Genomic DNA, 23,403 nt, shown 5'->3' on the forward strand with positions numbered 1-23,403 from the left:
TCTTCGCTTAGATATCCTTGCTTTCGTGATCTGCTCTTTCGTCCGGAGTGATATAATGGAGGCAAGGAAACAGGACAAGGAGGAATTCATATGGATCATGCATATGCTAAAGTGTTTCGGGGGACTGCTTTCACGAGCAAGTCGCCTCAAGAAGTGAGCGTATGGGAGGATTGTCTGTTTTGTCTGGATGCGGATGGGGTGATCCGGTGCATACTGAAGCAGCAGGATCCTGAATATGATAACGTTTTGGCCGCATACAAAGGATCGGAAAAATTCCGTGAACTTGCTGAGGGACAGTATTTTCTGCCGGGGTTCATCGATCTGCACATCCACGCTCCGCAATGGGCGCAAGCCGGCACTGCCATGGACATCCCATTACATGATTGGCTGGACACCTATACTTTCCCGCTGGAATCGAAATTCTCCGATCTAGATTTCGCCCGCAAAGTCTACCAGGATCTTGTCACAACGCTGTTGGCGAACGGTACGACGACTGCGCTCTATTTCGCGACCGTACACAAGGAAGCCAGCTTTCTTTTGGCCCAGCTTTGCGCCGACAAAGGCCAACGCGGTTTGGTCGGGAAAGTTGTCATGGACGACAAGGCAGAGAATCCGGATTTTTACCGGGATGAAAGCACGGAAACCGCATTGGCGGACACGGAAAGTTTCATCCAACTGGTCCAAGAATTGAACAAGACGACCAAACAAGGCGTCTACCCGGTTGTGACTCCCCGCTTCATCCCGAGCTGCACGGACGAAGCGCTGGCGGGTCTCGGCGAATTGGCGAAAAAATACGGCACGCACATCCAATCGCATTGCAGCGAAAGCGATTGGGAGCACAACTATGTCCTCGAGCGGATGCACAAGAGCGACACGTTTGCGCTCCATGAGATGGGACTTCTGCAGGACAAAGCAGTCATGGCGCACGCCGTCTTCCTTTCGGATGCGGATGCCGATTTGTTTGCCGAAACCGGCACAGCAATCGCCCATTGTCCGATTTCGAATGTCTGCTTTTCGAACGGTGTCCTTCCCGCTGCCCGTTTCACTAGGAAAGGGATCGACATCGGCTTGGGAACGGACATCTCCGGAGGCTTCTCCCCCAGCCTTTTCGACAATATCCGACAGGCTGTCATCTCCTCGAGGATGCTGGAGGAAGGCGTTGATCCGTCGCTTGCGGCTCCGGAACGCGGCTTACCGCATTCTCGGATTACCGCTAACGAGGCGTTCTACTATGCGACTGCCGGCGGAGGACAGAGCTTGAGCCTGCCGATCGGACGGTTAGAGGAAAACTATGCCTGGGATGTCCAAGTGATCGACGTCAACGCGCCTAACGCCAAACTGCCGCTGTTCGACGAAGGGATTTCGATGGAAAATCTGCTGCACAAAATCCTCTTTTTGAGCCGCCCGGAAAACATCCGCGAGGTTTGGGTCCAGGGCGAATGCGTGCATAAAAGGAAGTAAATGAGTCGCAAGGCGAATTTACGTTGTGCTGCATTTGGTTTGCTGCCGAGGCAACTCCAGCTAGCCTCCGGATTGTTGATGATTCGGAGGTTTTTTGTATTTTCGAAACGTGGTTGTCCGGGGGCTGGTTGTCCGATTCTTCTGGGTTATCGGACATCCGCATCATCAGCGGGGCTCTGGTTGTCCGATTCTTCCGGGTTATCGGACAACCGCATCATCAGCCGGGCTCCGGTTGTCCGATTCTTCCGGGTTATCGGACATCCGCATCATCGTAGAAGGCCGGGATGTCCGATTCTTTCGGGTTATCGGACAACTACCTTATCGTTTGTTGCTGCGTTTTTTTAATCAGTACTTCCCATACGGGTCCCTCAACGCCTTTAATAAGTTCCGCTTCGGGTAAATAAAATGCCTATATGACCTATTCATGTTAGAATGAAAATAATATACTATTGGAGGATGCTATTATGAACCAAAAACTCGTTGAAATTTGCCTGCGTGTCAGAGATATTGACGCTACTTTAGACTTCTATACTAATCTATTTGATTTTGAAGTTGCCAGCCACAGAAAATTCCCTGAAGATAAGTTTGATTTAGTTTATCTGAATTCTCCCGGCTCTTCTGTACAAATTGAACTCACTTACAATTACGATGCCGAGCCATATAATGTAGGAAATGGCTTCAGTCATTTAGGTGTGACTGTCAGTGACTTAGAAAAAATGCATGAAGTTTGTAAAGCTTCTGCTTACGAAACAGGTGAATTAAAAGGACTTTCAGGCGGCACACCAACCTATTTCTTTGTGACGGACCCTGATGGCTATCGAATTGAAGTAAAGCGCGCAAAATAATTTTTCGAAAATTATTAATGGAAGCCTATCGTCTTTTCAATATGCCTTCATTTACCCAAAAAGAAACACGCAAGCAGCCAAGCGGATGCTTACGTGTTTCTTTTCATTCAAGCTGCTCAAGCAGCGTATGTTCAGACTTTTTCTTTCAGGATGATGTTCAAGACCAATGCAACGATCGTACCTGCCGAGATACCGGAAGAGAACAATCCGCTCAAGATGCCTGGCAATTGTGCCACTGTATCGGGAACAAAGGAAACTCCCAGACCGACACCCAACGCAGAAGCGACGATGATCATGTTGCGGTTGTTGAATTCAACGCGGGACAGTGATTGCACACCGGCAGCGGCAACTGTACCGAACATCAAGATGCCTGCACCACCCAAAACAGGTTGCGGCATGATTGAAATCAGGGTAGCAAATTTAGGGAACAGGCTCATCACGATCATGATGATACCGCCCATGATGGCTACTTTACGGGAAGCATTGCGGGTCAACGGGATCAATCCGGCATTTTGGCTGAAAGTTGCAGCTGGACCGGACCCGATGAAAGGCGCGATGAACGAACCGAAACCATCCGCACGGACACCGGCAGCAATTCTTTCATCCGTCAGTTTTGTTTCCGTAACGGCACCCAAAGTCTGCATAACGCCGACTGTTTCAATGACGGTTACGAGATAGCCGGATACGAAAGGAATCGCGTATTCAAGCTTGAAATCAGGCACTCCAAATTTGAAGAATTGTGGTAAGGCAAACCATTCAGCGGCAACTACCTGGCCGAAGTCGACCATCCCCAACGGAATGCAGACGACATAACCGATTGCGGCACCGATCAGAACAGCGGCTGGCGCGATTCTGCTTGGTCCGTAATGGTTGATCAAAGCGATGATCAGGAACACGAGCACTGCGATACCGATATTCATCGGATTACCGAAATCCTCAGATCCGAAGCCACCGCCTGCCCAGCCCATCGCAACGGACATCAGCGTCATCCCCATCAAAGAGATAACCGAACCGGTAACAACCGGCGGGAAAAACTTCAACAATGGTTTTACAAAATAACTTAAACCAACTTCAAGTAAAGCACCCAACATCGTACCACCGAAGTAGGCAGTGATGCCGCCCGCTCCGATGACGGCAGCAGCCGGTGCCACAAATGCAAAGTCAGTTCCCATGATCGTCGGCAAGCCCGCTCCGACGCGGAACCATTTCGGACCGAAACCTTTGGATTGAATGATTGAAACGATACCCGAAGCCAAAAGCGCCGCGCTGACCATATAAGCAGTATCCTCAACCCCGAAACCTGCGATTCCGGCAATGATAAGCGGTACTGCCACTAAACCACCGAAAGCGGTGATGACGTTCTGAAATCCTAAAACGATTGTCGTGCCTAAATCCGGTTTATCTTCCACACCGTAAGTCAGGCCTGTATGTACTTTCTCTTCCATGTTTCTCCTCCTGATAACGAACATTAATGATTGCAAAACAAAATATAATTCGTTTATTAACGACAAATAAAATTATATCGATATCACATACAATTGTAAAGTGTAAAAAACGAATTATAAGGGCTTTCATTATGAGAATCTTCACATTTTTAGACGTTAAAAGGGTTAAAAGCGAACGTTTCGAATTTTTTTTGGGTATTTGTATTGAAATAACGAATTATGCTTTATATATCATTGTCAGATACGGGTGCGATGTAGTCTGATTTTTTGTTATACTGTAGTAAATGAAACAGATGAATGGAGCATAAGCAATGAAATCAGAAAAATCGTGCGGAGCCATCGTGCTCTCCCCAGATAACACTAACCGAAAAGTATTATTGATCAAACACGAAAACGGCGGCCATTGGGCATTCCCGAAAGGCCACGTCGAGGAAGGCGAAACGGAAGTCGAAACAGCATTGAGGGAAATCAAGGAAGAAACCGGCTTGAGCACCGATCTAAGCACCACCTTCCGGAAATCCGTCAGCTACTCCCCTGCTCCCGGCGTAATGAAAGAAGTCGTCTACTTCATCGCCTTCGCCCATACGGAAACAATCGAAAAGCAGGATGCCGAGATCACCGACTTCGCCTGGATGCCGTTCAATGAAGCTTTGCAGGCCATCACCTACGACAACGACAAAAGCATCCTGCAGTCCGCCATCGATTTTATCGAAGGCATGAAAAACTAAGAAAAGCAAAGAAGGACCGCCTCAAATGAGGCGACCCTTCTTTGCATCCAAAATTCCAGTAATGTATCCTGCTCCGGCGAACGACGGCTTAGTCGGAGGTCTTTATGCTCTTCGAGTATCCTGCTCCGGCGAGCTCTGCGCCACCGTAGGACCGGATCGATTCAACTCCCCTTCTCCGTCCAATACCAATCTCGCCGGAGGTCAAGCCACCGAACGGTCGAATCGCAACTGCCCTCACAGAACTTCCGCTCAATTGCGCGTCAAAACGATTTCGACGGCAAACTTGTCGTAGCGATGGACAGAAGTGGAGAACTCAAACGCATTACCGGTATCAAGATAGCCGACCTGCTCGGCTACCGCCACTGGATCACCCTTGTCCAGTCCAAGCTCCTCCGCCTCAAAATCAGTGGCTTTGCGAACAGCAACCGTCCTATGCGCGCTCTGAATGTTCAACTTTAGATCATTTTCAATATATTCATAGATCGAGCCTTTGAGATTTTTATCCTTGATGTTCGGTATCAGATCAATCGGCATGTAGATTTTTTCCATTACGATTGGTTCGTCTTCCAAATAGCGTACCCGATAGATGTCATACACAAAGCTGCCAAGCGAAATATTCAACTTTTTGGCTGCAACCTCCGGCACCTTCACAATCGAAAAATTCAGTATTTTGCTGTGGACCTTTTTCCCGGCATATAGCGCAGTCATGCCGCGGAATTGATTCGCCATCGTCACGCGCTTGATTTCCTCCAGATTCAGGTCCTTCACAAAAGTACCGGAACCTCTCCGCTTGATGACCAATCCTTCTGCTACCAAGATGTCCAATGCCTTTTTTACAGTCATTTTGCTTGCATTGTAATGAATACACATATCTTTTTCGAAGGGAATCTGTTGATTGGCAACGTACTCTCCGTTTACGATTTTATTCCGAATATCATTGGATATGATGACATATTTTTGCATATTTTAGCATTGCACCTCTCGTAAAATAATTAAGCTTGACGCAAGAAAAATCAAAAAAATTAGGCTTTGTCGAAAAAAGTCTATATTTTCAGTATACATAAAATATGGCTCTAAGACAATCCTTCTTCAAGCTTGTCGATATCAGCAGGCGTATTCTACTTTATACGATAGTTGATAGGATCTCAAATCAGTCAATTTCAAAATCGTATCCATAAACACGAAAAAGAGCACTCCACCAAAAACGATGGTATGCGCTCTTTCGTCGTCTGTCACATTCAAATCGAAAAGAAGTTGTTCAGAATCCACTTGATTTTCAAGCTTGCGGGAACCAATTGCATGAATTTTTGATGGGCCGTCAACTCTTCGATGGCCTTCTCGTTTTTCTCCAGATACGCTACGACATTATCCAGAGAAACATCCCCTCCAGCAAGTCGTTCCACCATCCTTTTTATGTCGGGACCCGTGATCAAGGAGTGTTTGTCATGCAGTTGATATTTTTCTCCCTCAGTTGCGATGCTCTTGATGAGCAGCAGCAACGCGATATTGAACTTAGTCCCCCTGAATGTCACGATGCCTATATTCGTCTGATTGTCCTCATACCAATAGTTCCCGTCATCGTAGTATAGTTCACTCTTCAAAAAATCAAAATCGCGGGTGATCTTGTCATTGTTCAGGGTCAGATAATCTCCCGTCCGCAAGAGCTTTTCCATATTCTCACGCACTTCGTTGGAGACGAAGCCTTCGTCGCTGATGAATTTCGGGGGTCTTCCTTCTTTCGTCATTTCCACCATGATGCGCTTAGCCTTCACATCGATATCTTTCACGATCCACACCCGGGCCGCCAACAGAATTTTGCTTTCGATCTGGATATCGGGTGTGAACGGCAGACTGCCGATGCGCTCATGCTGGTAATGGACAGAAAAATCACTGGTAGTGAAAAACAGTGCATAGAAATCTCTGGAACGCAGCAGACGCTCTCCCTCCAAACCGACAATCGCCTCTTCATCCATGATTTCGATGAAGTCTTTTTCAACCATATAATCAATCAACAGCGCCAAATCTGCATCCGAAATCGCTGACCAGACCGGAAAGGTTTTATTCAGCTGCAACAATTGCGTCATCGGCATACTGACCTTTTGGAAAAGGATTGCCATCACCTGATGCGCCAAAGCATTGTAGGGAGTCTCGATCATTTCTGTTGCATCCAATTCACCCCGTTCCAGCAAATCCAATGCGGCATAGGTCTGAAGCATTTCCCAGGAGTCATCTTCCACAATGTGAAGGATGCTTTGGTGGCTTCTCCGTCCGCTGCGCCCCAGTCTTTGGCTCAACGAAGAAGTGGATGGAGGAGAACCGTACTGCACCACACTGTCCACCGATCCGATATCTATTCCCAATTCCAAGGTGGAGGTGCAGGTGATCGTGAACAGCTGATCCTCATTATTTTTGGCAAAAAATTCCACTTCTTCACGCAAAAGTTTGTCCACCGATGAGTGATGGGCAAAATAGCGGATGGGCGCGTTCTCTTTTTTTGCCATCTTATCCAATTTATGGGTGATTTCTTCCACTCTGTTGCGGGAATTCGGAAAAATCAGCATCGTTTCCGTTTTGGAATACTGATAGATCGCTGCCAAGGATTCCCTTGCGACAAAGGGACCCGCCTCACCACTCGTGTAGTCTATCGTGACGAGCAGATCATTTTTATCGCGGTCCACGAGAATATCCGTATCCCTCTGGCTGCCGAAGAAGGCTTTCGCATAACCGAAATCCTTCTTGTTCAAGGTTGCGCTCATCGCGATGAAACGTGGCGCTTGCATGAATTGGCTGATCCGTTGCAGCAACGATTGCAAATGAACACCACGTTCCGTCCCAAGAAAACTGTGCAACTCATCGATGATGATCCATTCCACCCCTTTAAAGAGGTGCTGCGCCTTGCCAGGACGATTCACCAGCATGCCCTCTATCGATTCCGGTGTGATCAACAGAATACCTTTTGGTTGATTGACAACTTTCTTTTTCTGAGCCTGGGAAACCTCACCATGCCAGGGCGTGATCGGTATATCCAAATACGCACTGAGTTCGCTGATGCGCTGAAATTGATCATTGATCAGTGCTTTCAAAGGAGAGATGTACAGCACCTTCAGCCCCGTATCCCAATCTTCCACGCTGTTCAGCGCCGGAATGAATGCCGCTTCCGTTTTCCCCGATGCCGTCGGAGCTGACAGAATAATGTTATGATCGGTATTGGCAACCTGTTTGATGGCAGCATTTTGAATACGCGTTAAGCTCGGCCAGCCTTTATCATAGATGTACTGCTGGATGTCCCGGCTGAGACTGTCAAATGCCTGCATCAGTAAACCTCTATTTCATCGTGGTCATCTGCGTCCTTCGCCACAACTGAAGGCTTTCTGCCGAAGCGATCGGCAAGGATATGGCTGAAAGAATAGTCCGGGTTCTGGCGCTGCAAGGACAGAATTTCGATATAATCCTTGATGACGGACCGCGGCGTCAGAAAGGCAGCAGCTCCTGGTCGGTTCAATTGTTCTTCCATATATTGCTTGATTTCGCTGTCCTTCACGGTCAGCGTCGTTTGATAGGCCGTATTGTATATTTCCAACAGCTTGGTCAAAAGGATAAAGATTTCCTCCGCTGTCAGCGGCTTCAGATCGATGACGGTGCTGTTCACATTGACATAGTCCTTATTTTTCATCAATTCGTTCCCGAAGCGTGTTTTCAAAGCGCCATAACTGGCCAGCCCTCTGCGTTCGTCATATACCGTGTTCTTCGTAGCGCCAAAATTGATGAATAAGCCTTTTGCTTCATTCGTTTTCGTTTCGTTGTACAGATTGAGGATCATTTCATAATTTTTTTCACGGGTCAACGAACGCGGTAATTTGTACAGATTGACGGATTCATCAAAGTTTATGACAAATCCCTTGTAGCCGATCTTCAGGAATAATTCCGCCAGATTTTTCAAGGCGATGAGATAATTCGAGTCGTTGATGACGTTCTTGATGCCCAATTCTTTGGAGGCTTCCGTTTTCGTCGTGATATCCCCGCGGATCCAGCGAATCGCCTCAATCTGAAGGGACATATTGTCGCCCGCAATCCCCTCGAAATACTTCATCAGCGCTTGCCCGAATTCATAGGAAAGCCCCGATGAATAGAAGGAATTCGTCGTCTTCAGAATGGCATTCTCCACCAATTTCCAATGGGTCTTTTCCATCAAAACGGGAACGGTGAGACTGTTTTCCGCGGCAATCTGCTCGAGCAGAACCTGAATCCATTGCTGCACGATAGTCTCAATCGCATTCCCGTCGCGGTTGTTCTTGATGACGATCTTATTGACGACTTCATTGTACAACGCCAACGCTTTCCCGGATGAATCATAGAAACGACGCGTTGGGGTCAAGTCGATCGTGGAGACGACGAAATTCTTTTGCAGCGCCAACGATTCGATCGTCCGCAACACGAAACTTTTGCCTGACCCGAAATCGCCTACCCAAAACCGCAAATCACTGTTGCCGTCCTCCAATTTTTGCAAGGTGTCAATGATTTCCTTGACTTCATTGCTCCTGCCTACCAACACATGCTGTACCCCTTTTACCGGAACAACGCCTGCCTCAAGCGAGGCAATAATCGTTTGGGCATCCTTCTTTCTTAGCTTGATTTCAGCCATCTATCCATTCCCTCATTTCTTCCATAAAATCCTCTTCAATGATGACCTGCTGTTGGCTTATCACAAGCACTTGATCATCAAATATTTCATACAGCACTTCATTCAATTCTGTTAGGTACGCCTGATGGAGTTTTCCTTTAGTTTTTGCGTGTTCCTTGAAATCATTCAAAGATATCCCGTTGCCTACCACCAACTGTTTCAGGAACAGCATATGCTCAGACTCCTGCTCGCTGTCCGGATTTTCGGGCTCTTCTATAATAGAAGCCGAAGGAGATACCAATGTGGAGACCCTACTTTCTGCTTCGTTTTGCTCCTCAGCCAGTGACATTTCAATCTCTGCAAAAATATTCAGGCTCAAAGCCGAATCCAGCCCTTCATCGGTTTTCTCCTCACTCAGGTAAGAGTCAACCATATCAATAATGGTATCCAAAGCAGAATGTGATGCGGTGATTAAGGCTGTGTCCAGTTTGATTTCTCTGCGTACCGGTTGCGTGCATTCCTTCAAAAGCCCCGGCAACCTTTCGAATGTCAGATCCGCATCAGCCAGTAACCGCTGATAATCGGCCTGTCTGGTTGGCTGAATGAAGCCATCCCGCTCTTTTTGCAGCGCTTTTGATACCGGCAAAGCCATCCTTTCCATTAAAAATATAAAAATGATGCGCTTATCCGGATCCTCGCTTTGCTTGATCACCTTCGTGGCTATCTTCTTCAAGTCCGGATCTTTTGCAAAAACCTCAAGCAGCCCGCTGATCTGCTCAAGCGATTGGCTGATTAACAGATTGGCGGCCTCATGCCAGACGGTTTTGTTCACGTCCCGCAAGGCTGTTATGGTTTGATAATCCAGCTCCAGCTCAACTTCTTGGCTCAGATAGCCTTGAATCTTCATGAACGTTTCATCCGGCAAATATTTTTGCAGATTCTGCAGGCTTTCCTCAGCAGGCACCACGCGGAGACCCTCGACCTCCTTGCGGATCATGTTTTCGGCTAGGAGATAAAGGTCTGCCGGCAAACGGACCGTTTCTGCCCAGATACGCTCATCATCCAGTGGTAATTGGAAATATTTCCTAAAATAATTATTGGGCTTGATCTTCCATTTGATGGAGCCATCCTCCAGATCATGCAACACAAGCTGCATAAGGTCTGCGTAATTCCGCAAACAAAGGCTCATGACAGACGGTACTTCCGTAAACCTCGTCACCCTTTTCCTCAGCTGATCGAAATACGCCATTTCGATCCCGTCAAAAAATTGTTTGTCGCGTAGCATTCCTGATGGATCCCACCAAACAATTTTGGTGCCGAATTGCGTCAATCCAAATTTTATTCTGGTCTCCTCATCCGGAAAGGGTAAATTTTTTCGGTACGCATCTACTTCATGCGTAAGGATTTTTTGGATATCCAAGGGTAGCATGGTTCTCAGGTCATAGGAAAAAAACACAGACACTTGAACATTATCCAGTCGATACGAAGAACAAACAACCTCTCTGGATAACCGATAGATTTCGTCAAAAGCAGTCACATGATAATAGTAACGCTCATATTTCACATGTTTTATGTTTTTATGCTTCTTTTTCAATTCCACATCGACGATGGCGCATAATCTTTCAAATAATGCACCAACCACTTCCTCGATTTGCCTAGTAAAATTGTCATTCAATCTTACGGGCGGCGAAACATAGCTGATCCAAGCTCTTTCTGAGGCCTTCTGCTCAGCTCTCTCTTTAGCTTTTTTCTGATGCCTCTGCTCCACGATGAGATCTCTTGGTTTGATGAAAGACTCCTCATTATTCACCAATTCAATGATCGATATCTTTTCTTCTTCAGTAAGCTTCTTATTTTTGAATATTTTATTTATGAAATCGAACATTTTGGAGGTCCCCCTTCCCCAGTCACAGTAAAGATACGTCCTAAGTATACGTCTATTGGACCGCATATTCAAGAACGCTTGTTCTATGAATTTTGGATTAAAGCCCTGTTCAATTGCCTTAGAGTTAGATTGGCGAAACACGGTCCGAAATGAGTTGCACATAGACGAAATTTTAAAGTTTCCAGAGTATATTTCCGTATATTCTAGAAGATTGATGGAATAGGTAAAATCTGTAGAATTAGATTGTTTTAATGAATCACAAAATTGATAAATGCGCATAGTGCGTATATAATGTAAATATGGACAGGAGTTGCAGTAATGCCACAGACAGCCAGACAAGTTTTGAAGTTATTAAAAGAGCTTGGGTTTATGGAAGTTCGCATCATCGGTGACCATCATCGTTATGAAGATGGCAACGGACATAAAGTAACGGTTCCCTACAGTAGTCTCAAAGATGAAATAGCTCCGGGCACATACAACAACATCCTGAAGCAAGCCGGACTAAAATAATTGATTTATATAGAGGAGGAAATCATTATGGCGCACACGCACTATGTTGCTTATCCAGCAGTTCTCGACGATAGCGAAAATGATACAGGAACATACACAGTAACCTTTCCGGATGTACCGGGCGCAATTTCCGAAGGAGTCGGAATTCCAGATGCACTGGCCAACGGCGCTGAAGCATTGGAATTGATGCTTTATGATGAAAAAAACCTACCAACAGCATCTCACTTATCAGATGTCCAAGCCGATAATCCCAAAGCGATTGTGAGCTATATTATGGTTGATCTTATTGCAGCCGCTAAAAAAGTAAAAATGCCTGTTGTCAGAAAAAATACAACGATTCCTGTCGATTTGGCTGAAAAAGCTGAAGAAGCCGGCATCAATTTTTCCGCGACATTGACAGAAGCTTTAAAAGATAAATTAGGAGTCTAGCTCGCTGGGCTCTTTTTTCGTATCCACATATTCCACTCAAAACACATGGGAATGAATGGGAAATTTTGAAATGGAGGAATATTTGTGAAGATTGTTTCTTGGAACTGCAATGGTGCATTTCGTAATAAGTTTAGTAGGTTGAACGAACTTAATGCGGATATTTATATCATACAAGAATGTGAAGACCCAAATAAAACAAATGCAGCAAGCTATACGCAGTTTGCAACCTGAATTCCCGGAATTTATAACGAGGGAAGGGCAACGCCTAACGCCTCGTATAATTCCTTCTGCTTCGTCGTAACCTCTCCCAACACGCGACCGTGCCCGGGGGCCTCAAATAATTCAATCATGTCCAGTTCGTCCAGTACACCTTGAAGGGTCCATTGGTTAAATAGCTCGGCATCCTGCATCTTCTTTTTCACGTAGGATAAGTAGATTAAGGCGATGAATTCCACAAAAAGCTTCCCATTCAGGGACAATTCGGATGAAACTTGCATTCTTCTGAAGTTGAGGCGCTCTTTTAAATTGCCGAAGGCTTTTTCAACAACATCCTTGCTGCGATAAAGAGACAACGCTTCAAACGGATCATTGACCTCATTAGAAAGCAAGGCGAAGTAACCATAATTTCTAACCGCATTGCGCATCGCCTCTTCTTTAGGCGTGATTTTCTTCCCTCGTTTAGGTGTCTCAGTAACTTCGAAGTACTTATCATAATCTTTCATACGATAATCTTTTAGTGTATTTTCCTTCAGATCTTGGTGAAGGGCTGTCAGATAGTCGTTCATGTCTACCTGATCTTTAATCGCTTTTTCAGGATTGTAGAACAGATGCAGATACGCGCGCTTTTCCAATTTTATCACATCACCTTTATACGGACGTTCCTGTTCGTATTCCCAGTTTATTGTGCGACATACACCGTAGGTGTTGAACTGTGTTTCGAAGTTTGACCAAAGTTTCAAGTTCTCACGTTCCGCTTCCAACACACCCTTGACATATTTGAGTTTGAGTTGCACTCCTATCACGAATTTCTGGTGGTGTTTATACAAGGCGTTGATATTATCCTTGCTGTAAAAACCTCGATCAAATATCACGTTGACCTTTTTGTAGCCCATTACATCAAATTCCTTCATGAGTTGCCGAACCGTTTTAACATCGGTGATATTTCCGGAGAGCTTGTGGTAATAAAAGGGCAGTCCGGATTGCGCCCCAAACAAGAGTGCCAAGTTGATTTGTGGCAAGCGGTCGTGTTCCTTGTTTCGTCCCTTCTTCACTTGCGATAAGACCTCTGAGTAACTCGATATCGACGTAGTGTCAAATGCCCAATACTCCTTTTCCATCCGGCGGTTGCCTTGTTTCTGAAAGAAGGCCATCCGGCCTTCCTCATCGATTGCTTGGAATAGGTCGCTGCTTCGTTGTGAAGGAATATCCTGGCAATACGGGTGATGATGCAGTTTTTGCCAATGGGAAAAACGACTCAAGGCGTTATTCTCTTCGAGAATCAAGTAATAGGCGATCGACAGAATTTGCTTATAATGCTCCGGGAAGATGGCCTTAAGGTCCGCGTATACGCCTGTCTGCTTGCCAATTTGATCGAGCAGATAACCTGCCCCATAGAAGATTCTTCGGACTTGTGTCATTGGAATCGGCCCTGGCTTAACTTCCGATGAAGTCGGGGCCGGTTTCTTTTTGTACGAACGTGTTGGGATGATTTCACCTGTAACCGGATCGACTTTTCCAATCAGTGTCCTCTTAGCGCGTGATTGTTGCTTTTCCTTATCCCAGTAGGGTTCATTCTGATAGGCATAAGTAATGCCCGTTTTCTTGTTTGTCTGAAAAATAACTGCCATATCAACACTCCTCGTTATACATTATATTATATAACGAGTTATAAGTCTACAAAAAAACCGCTATATATCAATCGTTACAGCGGTTTTTCGAATGATTATCGTTACACAATTCGGGAATGCAGGTTGCAAACAACCATATTTGGATTGGGCATGGACATAAAGGTTTGGGAATCTTTGCAAGAGATACGATAAAATTGAAAAATAATAATTGGCCAAGTTATGGTTTAGAGTACTTTCTATCTTGCAGAGTCGATGATAAATTCAATTTATTGGGCATATGGGGATGTAATAACTACATAGAAGATATTCACACCTACGTCCAAATCCATAAGCGGCATTTAGAAAATTGTATAATCGGGGGAGACTTTAACAGTAACGCTATATGGGATAAAAACATCAACGCAGAAATCACTCAGCGGTTGTCAGTGAATTAAAATCTGCAGGATTAGATAGCGCCTATCATGTATTGAACAAAGAAATTCAAGGATGCGAAACGCAAAATACCTTTTATTTATACAGACACCAAGCTCAACCATATCACATAGATTATTTCTTTTGCTCAACAAACATTATACAATCATTGGAAATAGGAGCTCACGACAAATGGATTTGCTACAGTGATCATATTCCTGTCATGGTAGAAATCGATTTATAAAACATTTATCCTCCCATCGTTTCGAACCTCAATAAAGCTCTTTATTATGAATTGATTTAAATGCCTTTTACCATTATAATAAGATCAAGATAAGAAATCGGGGGTGTCTCAGATGCTAAAAATATTAGATGTTAACACTAAATCAGTTACTGAAGCCAAAAAAGAATTTTCAAAAATTATCAAAGATATCAATCAAACCGGAGAGCCAACTTTTATTTTTAATCACAACAAGCCTGAAGCTGTCATACTCAGCAACACCACTTACGAAGAACTTGTAAAAAGAAACATGGTCCTTGAAGAAAAACTCTTTTATAGCCAACTAAACAATCGAGTTAAAGACGGTCCCGGTGAGCTCATTCCCTCTGAAAAGGTGATCGAATCCAACCAAGAACATAATCCTTTCTCCGCATTGTCTGATAAGGATTTGTTTGACTAATGGCTGAGGTGTATTTTTGGAAAGAAGCCGAAAGAGATTATAAAAAATTGGATGGCACTTTGAAACAGTGGGTCAACGCTGCTGAAGATCGACTAAAAGAAAGAGGATCAGAAATTGGTAAAGACATCGGAAACACTACCTATTCGAAGTTAGCAGGTTTTAAAGAACTAAAGAATCAAAGACTGGGTATTCGTCTCATTTTCAAACCCTGCAAAGATGGTAGTATAGAAATCATTGAGATCATTGCTATCGGAAGAAGAGCAGATGATGAAATATTCTTTACTGCGGAAAAAAGAAGAAAAAAACATTTATAAAGTGCTGATCATAATGTACCCTGCCCGATGAAAGATAAACTAGTCCAATCTTCACATTTTGAGGATTGGATTAGTTTTTTTGCTCTATAAAATAAACCCAGTTCGATCTGACGTTAAACTGTTGAAGCTATAGTTTCCTTATAAAATCGGCTAAACTAAAATGTTACATTATTCTAAGGAGTGAAGAAGCATGCCATAGTTTCCTTACAAAATCGGTTAAAATAAAACGTAAGTCGATTCGAGCAAAAGTGTCGGGTCGCCATAGTTTCCTTACAAAATCGGTTAAAATAAAACCACCCCTCACGGCTCTTTCGGCTGCGGGCAGCTATAGTTTCCTTACAAAATCGGCTAAAATAAAACTCAGCTGGAAAGGTGATCCGCTTTAGCTAAGGCTATAGTTTCCTTACAAAATCGGCTAAAATAAAACGATACTGTGGTAGAAGTCTGTACTTTTGCGGCTATAGTTTCCTTACAAAATCGGCTAAAATAAAACAAGCAGGCCGTCGCACATTGACTATCAAGGGCTATAGTTTCCTTACAAAATCGGCTAAAATAAAACATTCTTCTTCAATGGCCTCTCTCGCTTGTTGCTATAGTTTCCTTACAAAATCGGCTAAAATAAAACGTGTGGCGGCTAACTTATTCATGCTGATAGGCTATAGTTTCCTTACAAAATCGGCTAAAATAAAACAACACGAAAAAAGGAAAACAGAAATTTTTGGCTATAGTTTCCTTACAAAATCGGCTAAAATAAAACATCGCAGATTTAATCAATCCTCAAGTAATGGCTATAGTTTCCTTACAAAATCGGCTAAAATAAAACCGCAACGCCTTCTGCAACGTCCACTGCATCGCTATAGTTTCCTTACAAAATCGGCTAAAATAAAACTGATTGCCTTGCTGCTTGTTTACATGATGGGCTATAGTTTCCTTACAAAATCGGCTAAAATAAAACACGCTGCTTGAATGGCATGAGCGTCAAGGCGCTATAGTTTCCTTACAAAATCGGCTAAAATAAAACAATAAGCCTGATCAGATTGAGGATAGCATCGCTATAGTTTCCTTACAAAATCGGCTAAAATAAAACGCAAGCAAGCTTTAAAAGTCAGCATCCCGGGCTATAGTTTCCTTACAAAATCGGCTAAAATAAAACAATTTTCTCACCTCGCTTTCAGTTGTTTTAGCTATAGTTTCCTTACAAAATCGGCTAAAATAAAACAAAATTATTGTAATACCGTTCCATTGTTACGCTATAGTTTCCTTACAAAATCGGCTAAAATAAAACAAACCTGAAACCTCGTGAAACTCAATGGCAGCTATAGTTTCCTTACAAAATCGGCTAAAATAAAACCAAGGACACGAAAGATGTTGCGTTGGCAATCGCTATAGTTTCCTTACAAAATCGGCTAAAATAAAACGTGGCTGCACGTGGAAAGACAACACAACTTGCTATAGTTTCCTTACAAAATCGGCTAAAATAAAACTTACAAAATCAAACAAACTCATTCAGAAGAGCTATAGTTTCCTTACAAAATCGGCTAAAATAAAACAAACAATGGACTGATACCGATTTAGCAGAGGCTATAGTTTCCTTACAAAATCGGCTAAAATAAAACCTAAAGTATAACGTTGAAGCGAATGCTTCGGCTATAGTTTCCTTACAAAATCGGCTAAAATAAAACTACCATGGGTCTATGAAATAATAGAATTCAGCTATAGTTTCCTTACAAAATCGGCTAAAATAAAACATACCGGAAGAGTATTAAAGGATTTGAACGCTATAGTTTCCTTACAAAATCGGCTAAAATAAAACTGTCGGCTTTGTATGGCATTGTTGTTACCTGCTATAGTTTCCTTACAAAATCGGCTAAAATAAAACTCCGGAGAAACCGAAAAACTCTTGTGTCAAGAGCTATAGTTTCCTTACAAAATCGGCTAAAATAAAACTCAGCGTTATTGTTTTAGCACTTCCATTCTGCTATAGTTTCCTTACAAAATCGGCTAAAATAAAACCCGCAACGGCTCTAGATAAAGTCATGGAGGGCTATAGTTTCCTTACAAAATCGGCTAAAATAAAACCGGTCAATGTGTCGGGTCATGTCGAAGTTGGCTATAGTTTCCTTACAAAATCGGCTAAAATAAAACCACGTAGTTGATGCCGCCTGATCTGCGAATGCTATAGTTTCCTTACAAAATCGGCTAAAATAAAACAATTAAGATGTACGGCTTATAGCTTTGTAAGCTATAGTTTCCTTACAAAATCGGCTAAAATAAAACTCCATTGCAATCTATAATGAAATGCAATAGGCTATAGTTTCCTTACAAAATCGGCTAAAATAAAACATGAACCCTTGATCTCCCTCTTGTATGTAGGCTATAGTTTCCTTACAAAATCGGCTAAAATAAAACAGCGTGAAATATATAGGTGCAGGCGGAACGGCTATAGTTTCCTTACAAAATCGGCTAAAATAAAACAGCCGTGAAAACATTAGAAGGAGCTTTGAAGCTATAGTTTCCTTACAAAATCGGCTAAAATAAAACCATTGAACCCGCATATCGCACGTATGGTGCGCTATAGTTTCCTTACAAAATCGGCTAAAATAAAACTTTCATGATGCTTTGGTAGTTCTTGTTCATGCTATAGTTTCCTTACAAAATCGGCTAAAATAAAACCCGAACTCTTTCCAGCTTTTAAATGCTTAGCTATAGTTTCCTTACAAAATCGGCTAAAATAAAACCCTGACGACGCGCCAACCGTTGAACCAGAAGCTATAGTTTCCTTACAAAATCGGCTAAAATAAAACACCAACCATCCCATCATGTGTTTTGTAATAGCTATAGTTTCCTTACAAAATCGGCTAAAATAAAACAACAGGTCTGTTATAGTGCTATATGTGATTGCTATAGTTTCCTTACAAAATCGGCTAAAATAAAACATAAAGACTATTTACTGGAGAACGTCGCCAGCTATAGTTTCCTTACAAAATCGGCTAAAATAAAACATGAATTCGAACTTATGAAGCGCTTACATTGCTATAGTTTCCTTACAAAATCGGCTAAAATAAAACCACGTAGTTGATGCCGCCTGATCTGCGAATGCTATAGTTTCCTTACAAAATCGGCTAAAATAAAACTTAGCTGTGTCGACTTTACCAGTTGCCTTAGGCTATAGTTTCCTTACAAAATCGGCTAAAATAAAACAGAGGCGATGCCGGAAGCCGATGCCATCATGCTATAGTTTCCTTACAAAATCGGCTAAAATAAAACAATGGTACTTAATAGCGCATCACATTCCTTGCTATAGTTTCCTTACAAAATCGGCTAAAATAAAACAAGGGTTACAAAATGGGTACGAGGACAATGGCTATAGTTTCCTTACAAAATCGGCTAAAATAAAACTCCCTCTTCCATCTCTTATTTGATTACATAGCTATAGTTTCCTTACAAAATCGGCTAAAATAAAACCTCAGTCATAGGCGCATTGCCGAACTCTCTGCTATAGTTTCCTTACAAAATCGGCTAAAATAAAACTCGGGATTCAGCTATCTGAAGCAGTCGTGAGCTATAGTTTCCTTACAAAATCGGCTAAAATAAAACTTTAATCATTGATTACCCCTCCGCCGGTTTGCTATAGTTTCCTTACAAAATCGGCTAAAATAAAACATCTTTCCTCAACAAGAATGCACTGGGCTTGCTATAGTTTCCTTACAAAATCGGCTAAAATAAAACAAATGTACCCGACATTTAAACTGGCAACCAGCTATAGTTTCCTTACAAAATCGGCTAAAATAAAACAACTTTTTTTGTTTTATTTTCCCCCTACTAGCTATAGTTTCCTTACAAAATCGGCTAAAATAAAACGAATTCCATTGACTATTCAAGATGCAATCAGCTATAGTTTCCTTACAAAATCGGCTAAAATAAAACAAAATTACGGTATCACCTTTTTTGAATTTCGCTATAGTTTCCTTACAAAATCGGCTAAAATAAAACTTTTTCACAAACTTGCTTTGTTCCCCTATAGCTATAGTTTCCTTACAAAATCGGCTAAAATAAAACAAAAGTAGGTGAACTAAATGCTAGTTGACCGCTATAGTTTCCTTACAAAATCGGCTAAAATAAAACAACTAGCTTTCTTCCCTATATAGGTGTATAGCTATAGTTTCCTTACAAAATCGGCTAAAATAAAACCCTTGTCCCCTAATTCTTTTTATCTATATAGCTATAGTTTCCTTACAAAATCGGCTAAAATAAAACTGACGCGCTGGTTTACTTGGATCAAACGGCGCTATAGTTTCCTTACAAAATCGGCTAAAATAAAACGCCACGCGCTCCCAGAAACATTAACCGTACGCTATAGTTTCCTTACAAAATCGGCTAAAATAAAACAGTCAAAAATGATTGAAGTCGGAAGCACAGGCTATAGTTTCCTTACAAAATCGGCTAAAATAAAACAAGCGCGAGCTTTCGGATACTGAGAAACTAGCTATAGTTTCCTTACAAAATCGGCTAAAATAAAACATGCAACAATCCCACAAACCTATTTCACGGGCTATAGTTTCCTTACAAAATCGGCTAAAATAAAACTTAAAAGTAGGAATGCCGTTGTGCAGGGTGGCTATAGTTTCCTTACAAAATCGGCTAAAATAAAACTCACAGACCCAACTGGTGAAGACAAAGCCATTGCTATAGTTTCCTTACAAAATCGGCTAAAATAAAACGGTCCTCGTAACTTATTAGACCTGTGTATTGCTATAGTTTCCTTACAAAATCGGCTAAAATAAAACGAAACAATTGCAGCCACTCTCATTCCTAGTGCTATAGTTTCCTTACAAAATCGGCTAAAATAAAACGCCTCTGCACAGCAGGTCCTAACCTTCCTAGCTATAGTTTCCTTACAAAATCGGCTAAAATAAAACTCACTCCTGTTGGGTTTATAAACTTCTTAAGCTATAGTTTCCTTACAAAATCGGCTAAAATAAAACCCATTTTACTGAGTACCCCGCTTCCCCTTGGCTATAGTTTCCTTACAAAATCGGCTAAAATAAAACAAACGGTGGCGGGTTTGCAGGCGCAGTTTGGCTATAGTTTCCTTACAAAATCGGCTAAAATAAAACATGGGACGACGAGCTGGGCAGCAACGACTAGCTATAGTTTCCTTACAAAATCGGCTAAAATAAAACAGGTACGGCTGCTGTTCATACCTCCTCCTGGCTATAGTTTCCTTACAAAATCGGCTAAAATAAAACTTGGTGGAAGTTTGTTTCATCGACAATGCCGCTATAGTTTCCTTACAAAATCGGCTAAAATAAAACGATGTTGCTCATTTGTTTACTGATACACTAGCTATAGTTTCCTTACAAAATCGGCTAAAATAAAACTTAAATAAAAGTGCAAACACTTCTGTATGTTGCTATAGTTTCCTTACAAAATCGGCTAAAATAAAACTACGTCCGGCATCTGCCAGACGAAAGACAAGCTATAGTTTCCTTACAAAATCGGCTAAAATAAAACTTTATCTTGAAAGAAAACGAGGTCCAACATGCTATAGTTTCCTTACAAAATCGGCTAAAATAAAACGCACCTGGTCTATCGTGTCTCCTGTGTAGCGGCTATAGTTTCCTTACAAAATCGGCTAAAATAAAACTTCTAACATGATTAAGGCATTAAAGCCGTAGCTATAGTTTCCTTACAAAATCGGCTAAAATAAAACAAAAGGCTTCTAGGGAGTACCGCAAGGCATCGCTATAGTTTCCTTACAAAATCGGCTAAAATAAAACATGCGTATGAGACAAGTGATTATTTGATTGGCTATAGTTTCCTTACAAAATCGGCTAAAATAAAACGCAAGAGCAACAGCGGAGAGATAGAGAATTGCTATAGTTTCCTTACAAAATCGGCTAAAATAAAACTGACGCGCTGGTTTACTTGGATCAAACGGCGCTATAGTTTCCTTACAAAATCGGCTAAAATAAAACAAAGATGAAATGTATAACGAACAAGTCGAGGCTATAGTTTCCTTACAAAATCGGCTAAAATAAAACACATGGCATTTAACAAACGCATACCACTTGAGCTATAGTTTCCTTACAAAATCGGCTAAAATAAAACCCGATCCGAGCGTTTATGAAAAGCTGAAGGGCTATAGTTTCCTTACAAAATCGGCTAAAATAAAACTAAGTCAATTTTCAAGTTCTGCAATCGTTTGCTATAGTTTCCTTACAAAATCGGCTAAAATAAAACTCATGGACCGATGATGGCGGTATCACAAGAGCTATAGTTTCCTTACAAAATCGGCTAAAATAAAACTCATCTCTAAGAACTTGAGATAGTGACCTTGCTATAGTTTCCTTCCTTACAAAATCGGCTAAAATAAAACATATAGGTTCTCTACAGCAGTTCCTGATGAGCTATAGTTTCCTTACAAAATCGGCTAAAATAAAACGCGACTATGATAATTCAGATGATGAAATAGGCTATAGTTTCCTTACAAAATCGGCTAAAATAAAACTTCATCATCTATGTATTTAATGTCTACTGAATAATTAACAAACCTTATCATAACAGCGTTTTTAGATGTTTTTTGGTATAATAGATACATGGAATCCAGGGCAAAACACCAAAAACCCGTGCACTTTTTTCAAAAATGATACGAAGAGGCGATGAAAATGTACAAAAAGCAGACGAATCGGCAATTAACCATTTATGACTTCGATCAGCCATTGGGCCTTACGATGAACCCAGAAAACCGTTGGGTCAAAAAAGCGGATTCGATTCCCTGGTCAGTCATTGAAGATAAGTATGCTGCTCTGTTCAACAGTGACAGAGGAAACATCGCCAAACCGGTAAGGATGGCACTAGGTGCCTTGATTATTCAAAGCGAATTTCAGTATGCAGATACCGAAGTCGTCAATCAGATTCGCGAAAATCCCTATCTGCAGTACTTTGTCGGACTACCTTCCTATAAGGATGAAAAGCCATTCGATGCTTCTTCGATGGTGCACTTCCGCAAACGTCTCTCGTCCGAAATTCTGATTGAAATCAATGAATTGATCCTCAAACCTATAGAGGATGGAGCAGATGATTCCCAAACTGACGATAATGACAATAATGATGACAATGATGCATCAGGATCTGAGAATGAAGGGACGCTCATTCTAGATGCCACTTGCGCGCCTTCAGAAATCAAGTTCCCGCAAGACACGGAACTGTTGAACGAATGTCGGGAAAAGTTGGAAGGCATCATCGACGTAATCTGCGAAGCAAACCACCTTCCCAAACCCCGCACCTATCGGAAAATGGCCCGAAGGGATTATCTCAACATCGCGCGCAAGAAAAAGAAAAGCAGCAAACAAATTCGCAAAGCCATCGGCAAGCAACTGAACTACATCCGGCGAGATTTAGGGTACATCGACGCATTTCTGGAGCAAGGTTATACGCTAGGAACGAAGCAAGTCGACCTGTTGGGGACTTTGCGGAAATTGTATGAACAGCAGCTCTATATGCACACAAGCAGGACGCACAAAGTGCAGGATCGCATCGTCAGTATCAGCCAGCCGTTTATTCGCCCGATTGTCCGCGGAAAAGCCAAGAACCCGGTGGAGTTCGGAGCCAAACTGGACATGAGCATAACCAATGGGTACGCCCGACTCGAAAAAATTTCCTTCGATGCCTACAACGAGAGCGAATGCCTCATAGTTGCAGTGGAACGCTACAAAGAACGGATGGGAGTGTATCCTGAACGAGTTTTGGCGGATAAAATATACCGAAATCGCACAAACTTGAGCTACTGCAAAGAACTCGGAATCCGATTATCCGGCCCGTCGCTCGGCAGGCCCAAGAAGGATCAAAAGGTTGACAAAAAACAAGAATACACCGACAACTGCGATCGAGTAGAGGTCGAAAGAGGCTTCAGCCTGGCGAAAAGAAAGTTCGGGCTCAGGCTTATTCGAACACGCCTTGAAGAGACCAGTCTGTGTGTGATTGCTTTATCCATTCTTACAATGAACCTGTCCAAGGTTTCATTGCGCATTTTTTTGACTATCATCCAATTGATGAGCTTACCCAGAATTGAACCCCTTGTGAACCCGTAAGCTAAAAATAGCTATTTATTCAGCAGGCATTATTTAAAGAGCTTAGAGCTATAGTTTCCTTACAAAATCGGCTAAAATAAAACTGTGGAATTCTACTAAGAGAAAAGATAATCGCTATAGTTTCCTTACAAAAT

At 42.4% G+C, this 23,403-nt stretch carries 14 protein-coding genes and 2 CRISPR repeat arrays (1 of these 16 running past the window's edge); of the genes, 8 read left to right on the top strand and 6 right to left on the bottom strand.

Going from position 1 to position 23,403, the window contains the following annotated elements:
• The first annotated feature begins 90 nt into the window (after positions 1-90).
• Both guaD and gloA read left to right on the top strand, forming a co-directional pair.
• Entirely contained in the window at positions 91-1,461 is a 1,371-nt protein-coding gene (gene guaD / locus ACKPBX_RS03755; RefSeq protein ID WP_119093766.1) for a guanine deaminase, read from the top strand.
• A 464-nt stretch (positions 1,462-1,925) separates the two neighbouring features.
• Positions 1,926-2,306: a lactoylglutathione lyase gene (gloA, locus tag ACKPBX_RS03760; RefSeq protein ID WP_086627005.1), complete on the top strand. Its 381-nt coding sequence runs from the start codon at positions 1,926-1,928 to the stop codon at positions 2,304-2,306.
• A gap of 131 nt (positions 2,307-2,437) precedes the next feature.
• On the opposite strand, the gene ACKPBX_RS03765 is transcribed toward gloA, so the two are convergent.
• On the bottom strand, positions 2,438-3,751 hold the full coding sequence (locus ACKPBX_RS03765) for a uracil-xanthine permease family protein (protein ID WP_086627004.1): 1,314 nt from the start codon (positions 3,749-3,751) through the stop codon (positions 2,438-2,440).
• Between the two features lie 311 nt (positions 3,752-4,062).
• On the opposite strand from ACKPBX_RS03765, the gene ACKPBX_RS03770 reads away from it, so the two are divergent.
• Positions 4,063-4,479: a bis(5'-nucleosyl)-tetraphosphatase gene (locus tag ACKPBX_RS03770; protein ID WP_319996035.1), complete on the top strand. Its 417-nt coding sequence runs from the start codon at positions 4,063-4,065 to the stop codon at positions 4,477-4,479.
• A 249-nt stretch (positions 4,480-4,728) separates the two neighbouring features.
• On the opposite strand, the gene ACKPBX_RS03775 is transcribed toward ACKPBX_RS03770, so the two are convergent.
• The 4 genes from ACKPBX_RS03775 to ACKPBX_RS03790 all read right to left on the bottom strand — a co-directional run bounded on the left by ACKPBX_RS03775 (position 4,729) and on the right by ACKPBX_RS03790 (position 11,264).
• Entirely contained in the window at positions 4,729-5,442 is a 714-nt protein-coding gene (locus ACKPBX_RS03775) for a GntR family transcriptional regulator (RefSeq protein ID WP_319996036.1), read from the bottom strand.
• Positions 5,443-5,717: 275 nt separating this feature from the next.
• Positions 5,718-7,793 (bottom strand): DEAD/DEAH box helicase, encoded by a 2,076-nt coding sequence (locus ACKPBX_RS03780; RefSeq protein WP_319996037.1) that lies wholly within the window; start codon positions 7,791-7,793, stop codon positions 5,718-5,720.
• Positions 7,793-9,121 carry a BREX system ATP-binding domain-containing protein gene (locus ACKPBX_RS03785; RefSeq protein ID WP_068558795.1) on the bottom strand — a complete coding sequence of 443 codons (1,329 nt, stop codon included), beginning with the start codon at positions 9,119-9,121 and terminating at the stop codon, positions 7,793-7,795. The genes ACKPBX_RS03780 and ACKPBX_RS03785 overlap by 1 nt, the downstream gene beginning before the upstream one ends.
• Positions 9,114-11,264 carry a tellurite resistance TerB C-terminal domain-containing protein gene (locus tag ACKPBX_RS03790; RefSeq protein ID WP_083546382.1) on the bottom strand — a complete coding sequence of 717 codons (2,151 nt, stop codon included), beginning with the start codon at positions 11,262-11,264 and terminating at the stop codon, positions 9,114-9,116. The genes ACKPBX_RS03785 and ACKPBX_RS03790 overlap by 8 nt, the downstream gene beginning before the upstream one ends.
• A 39-nt stretch (positions 11,265-11,303) precedes the next feature.
• Between ACKPBX_RS03790 and ACKPBX_RS03795 the strand changes: the two genes are divergently transcribed.
• Complete coding sequence (locus tag ACKPBX_RS03795) at positions 11,304-11,495, top strand: type II toxin-antitoxin system HicA family toxin (protein WP_068558799.1); 192 nt, start codon at positions 11,304-11,306, stop codon at positions 11,493-11,495.
• Entirely contained in the window at positions 11,496-11,924 is a 429-nt protein-coding gene (locus ACKPBX_RS03800; protein ID WP_319996038.1) for a type II toxin-antitoxin system CcdA family antitoxin, read from the top strand.
• 242 nt (positions 11,925-12,166) lie between these two features.
• Here ACKPBX_RS03800 and ACKPBX_RS03805 read toward each other — a convergent pair whose 3' ends face one another.
• Positions 12,167-13,771: an IS1634 family transposase gene (locus ACKPBX_RS03805; RefSeq protein WP_319996039.1), complete on the bottom strand. Its 1,605-nt coding sequence runs from the start codon at positions 13,769-13,771 to the stop codon at positions 12,167-12,169.
• 767 nt (positions 13,772-14,538) lie between these two features.
• Between ACKPBX_RS03805 and ACKPBX_RS03810 the strand changes: the two genes are divergently transcribed.
• The 3 genes from ACKPBX_RS03810 (at position 14,539) to ACKPBX_RS03820 (ending at position 23,269) form a co-directional block, all read left to right on the top strand.
• Complete coding sequence (locus ACKPBX_RS03810; protein WP_119093778.1) at positions 14,539-14,862, top strand: type II toxin-antitoxin system Phd/YefM family antitoxin; 324 nt, start codon at positions 14,539-14,541, stop codon at positions 14,860-14,862.
• Entirely contained in the window at positions 14,862-15,176 is a 315-nt protein-coding gene (locus tag ACKPBX_RS03815) for an addiction module toxin RelE (protein WP_319996040.1), read from the top strand. Before ACKPBX_RS03810 ends, ACKPBX_RS03815 begins: the two co-directional genes overlap by 1 nt.
• Positions 15,177-15,302: 126 nt before the next feature.
• Positions 15,303-21,687: a CRISPR direct-repeat array (repeat unit 36 nt; unit sequence GCTATAGTTTCCTTACAAAATCGGCTAAAATAAAAC).
• 157 nt (positions 21,688-21,844) lie between these two features.
• Positions 21,845-23,269 (top strand): IS5 family transposase, encoded by a 1,425-nt coding sequence (locus ACKPBX_RS03820; RefSeq protein ID WP_319995243.1) that lies wholly within the window; start codon positions 21,845-21,847, stop codon positions 23,267-23,269.
• Between the two features lie 47 nt (positions 23,270-23,316).
• Positions 23,317-23,403: direct repeats of the CRISPR family, unit length 36 nt; unit sequence GCTATAGTTTCCTTACAAAATCGGCTAAAATAAAAC (it continues 2,194 nt past the right edge of the window).

The sequence above is a fragment of the Trichococcus shcherbakoviae genome, assembly GCF_963666195.1.
GTDB lineage: Bacteria > Bacillota > Bacilli > Lactobacillales > Aerococcaceae > Trichococcus > Trichococcus shcherbakoviae.

Excerpts from the sequence above, each read along its gene's own strand:
- ACKPBX_RS03775 (WP_319996036.1), bottom strand. The coding sequence starts at position 5,442 with ATGCAAAAATATGTCATCATATCCAATGATATTCGGAATAAAATCGTA.
- ACKPBX_RS03770 (WP_319996035.1), top strand. The coding sequence starts at position 4,063 with ATGAAATCAGAAAAATCGTGCGGAGCCATCGTGCTCTCCCCAGATAAC.
- ACKPBX_RS03785 (WP_068558795.1), bottom strand. The coding sequence starts at position 9,121 with ATGGCTGAAATCAAGCTAAGAAAGAAGGATGCCCAAACGATTATTGCC.
- ACKPBX_RS03780 (WP_319996037.1), bottom strand. The coding sequence starts at position 7,793 with ATGCAGGCATTTGACAGTCTCAGCCGGGACATCCAGCAGTACATCTAT.
- ACKPBX_RS03790 (WP_083546382.1), bottom strand. The coding sequence starts at position 11,264 with ATGCGCATTTATCAATTTTGTGATTCATTAAAACAATCTAATTCTACA.
- guaD (WP_119093766.1), top strand. The coding sequence starts at position 91 with ATGGATCATGCATATGCTAAAGTGTTTCGGGGGACTGCTTTCACGAGC.
- ACKPBX_RS03815 (WP_319996040.1), top strand. The coding sequence starts at position 14,862 with ATGGCTGAGGTGTATTTTTGGAAAGAAGCCGAAAGAGATTATAAAAAA.
- ACKPBX_RS03810 (WP_119093778.1), top strand. The coding sequence starts at position 14,539 with ATGCTAAAAATATTAGATGTTAACACTAAATCAGTTACTGAAGCCAAA.
- ACKPBX_RS03795 (WP_068558799.1), top strand. The coding sequence starts at position 11,304 with ATGCCACAGACAGCCAGACAAGTTTTGAAGTTATTAAAAGAGCTTGGG.
- ACKPBX_RS03820 (WP_319995243.1), top strand. The coding sequence starts at position 21,845 with ATGTACAAAAAGCAGACGAATCGGCAATTAACCATTTATGACTTCGAT.
- ACKPBX_RS03805 (WP_319996039.1), bottom strand. The coding sequence starts at position 13,771 with ATGGCAGTTATTTTTCAGACAAACAAGAAAACGGGCATTACTTATGCC.
- ACKPBX_RS03765 (WP_086627004.1), bottom strand. The coding sequence starts at position 3,751 with ATGGAAGAGAAAGTACATACAGGCCTGACTTACGGTGTGGAAGATAAA.
- gloA (WP_086627005.1), top strand. The coding sequence starts at position 1,926 with ATGAACCAAAAACTCGTTGAAATTTGCCTGCGTGTCAGAGATATTGAC.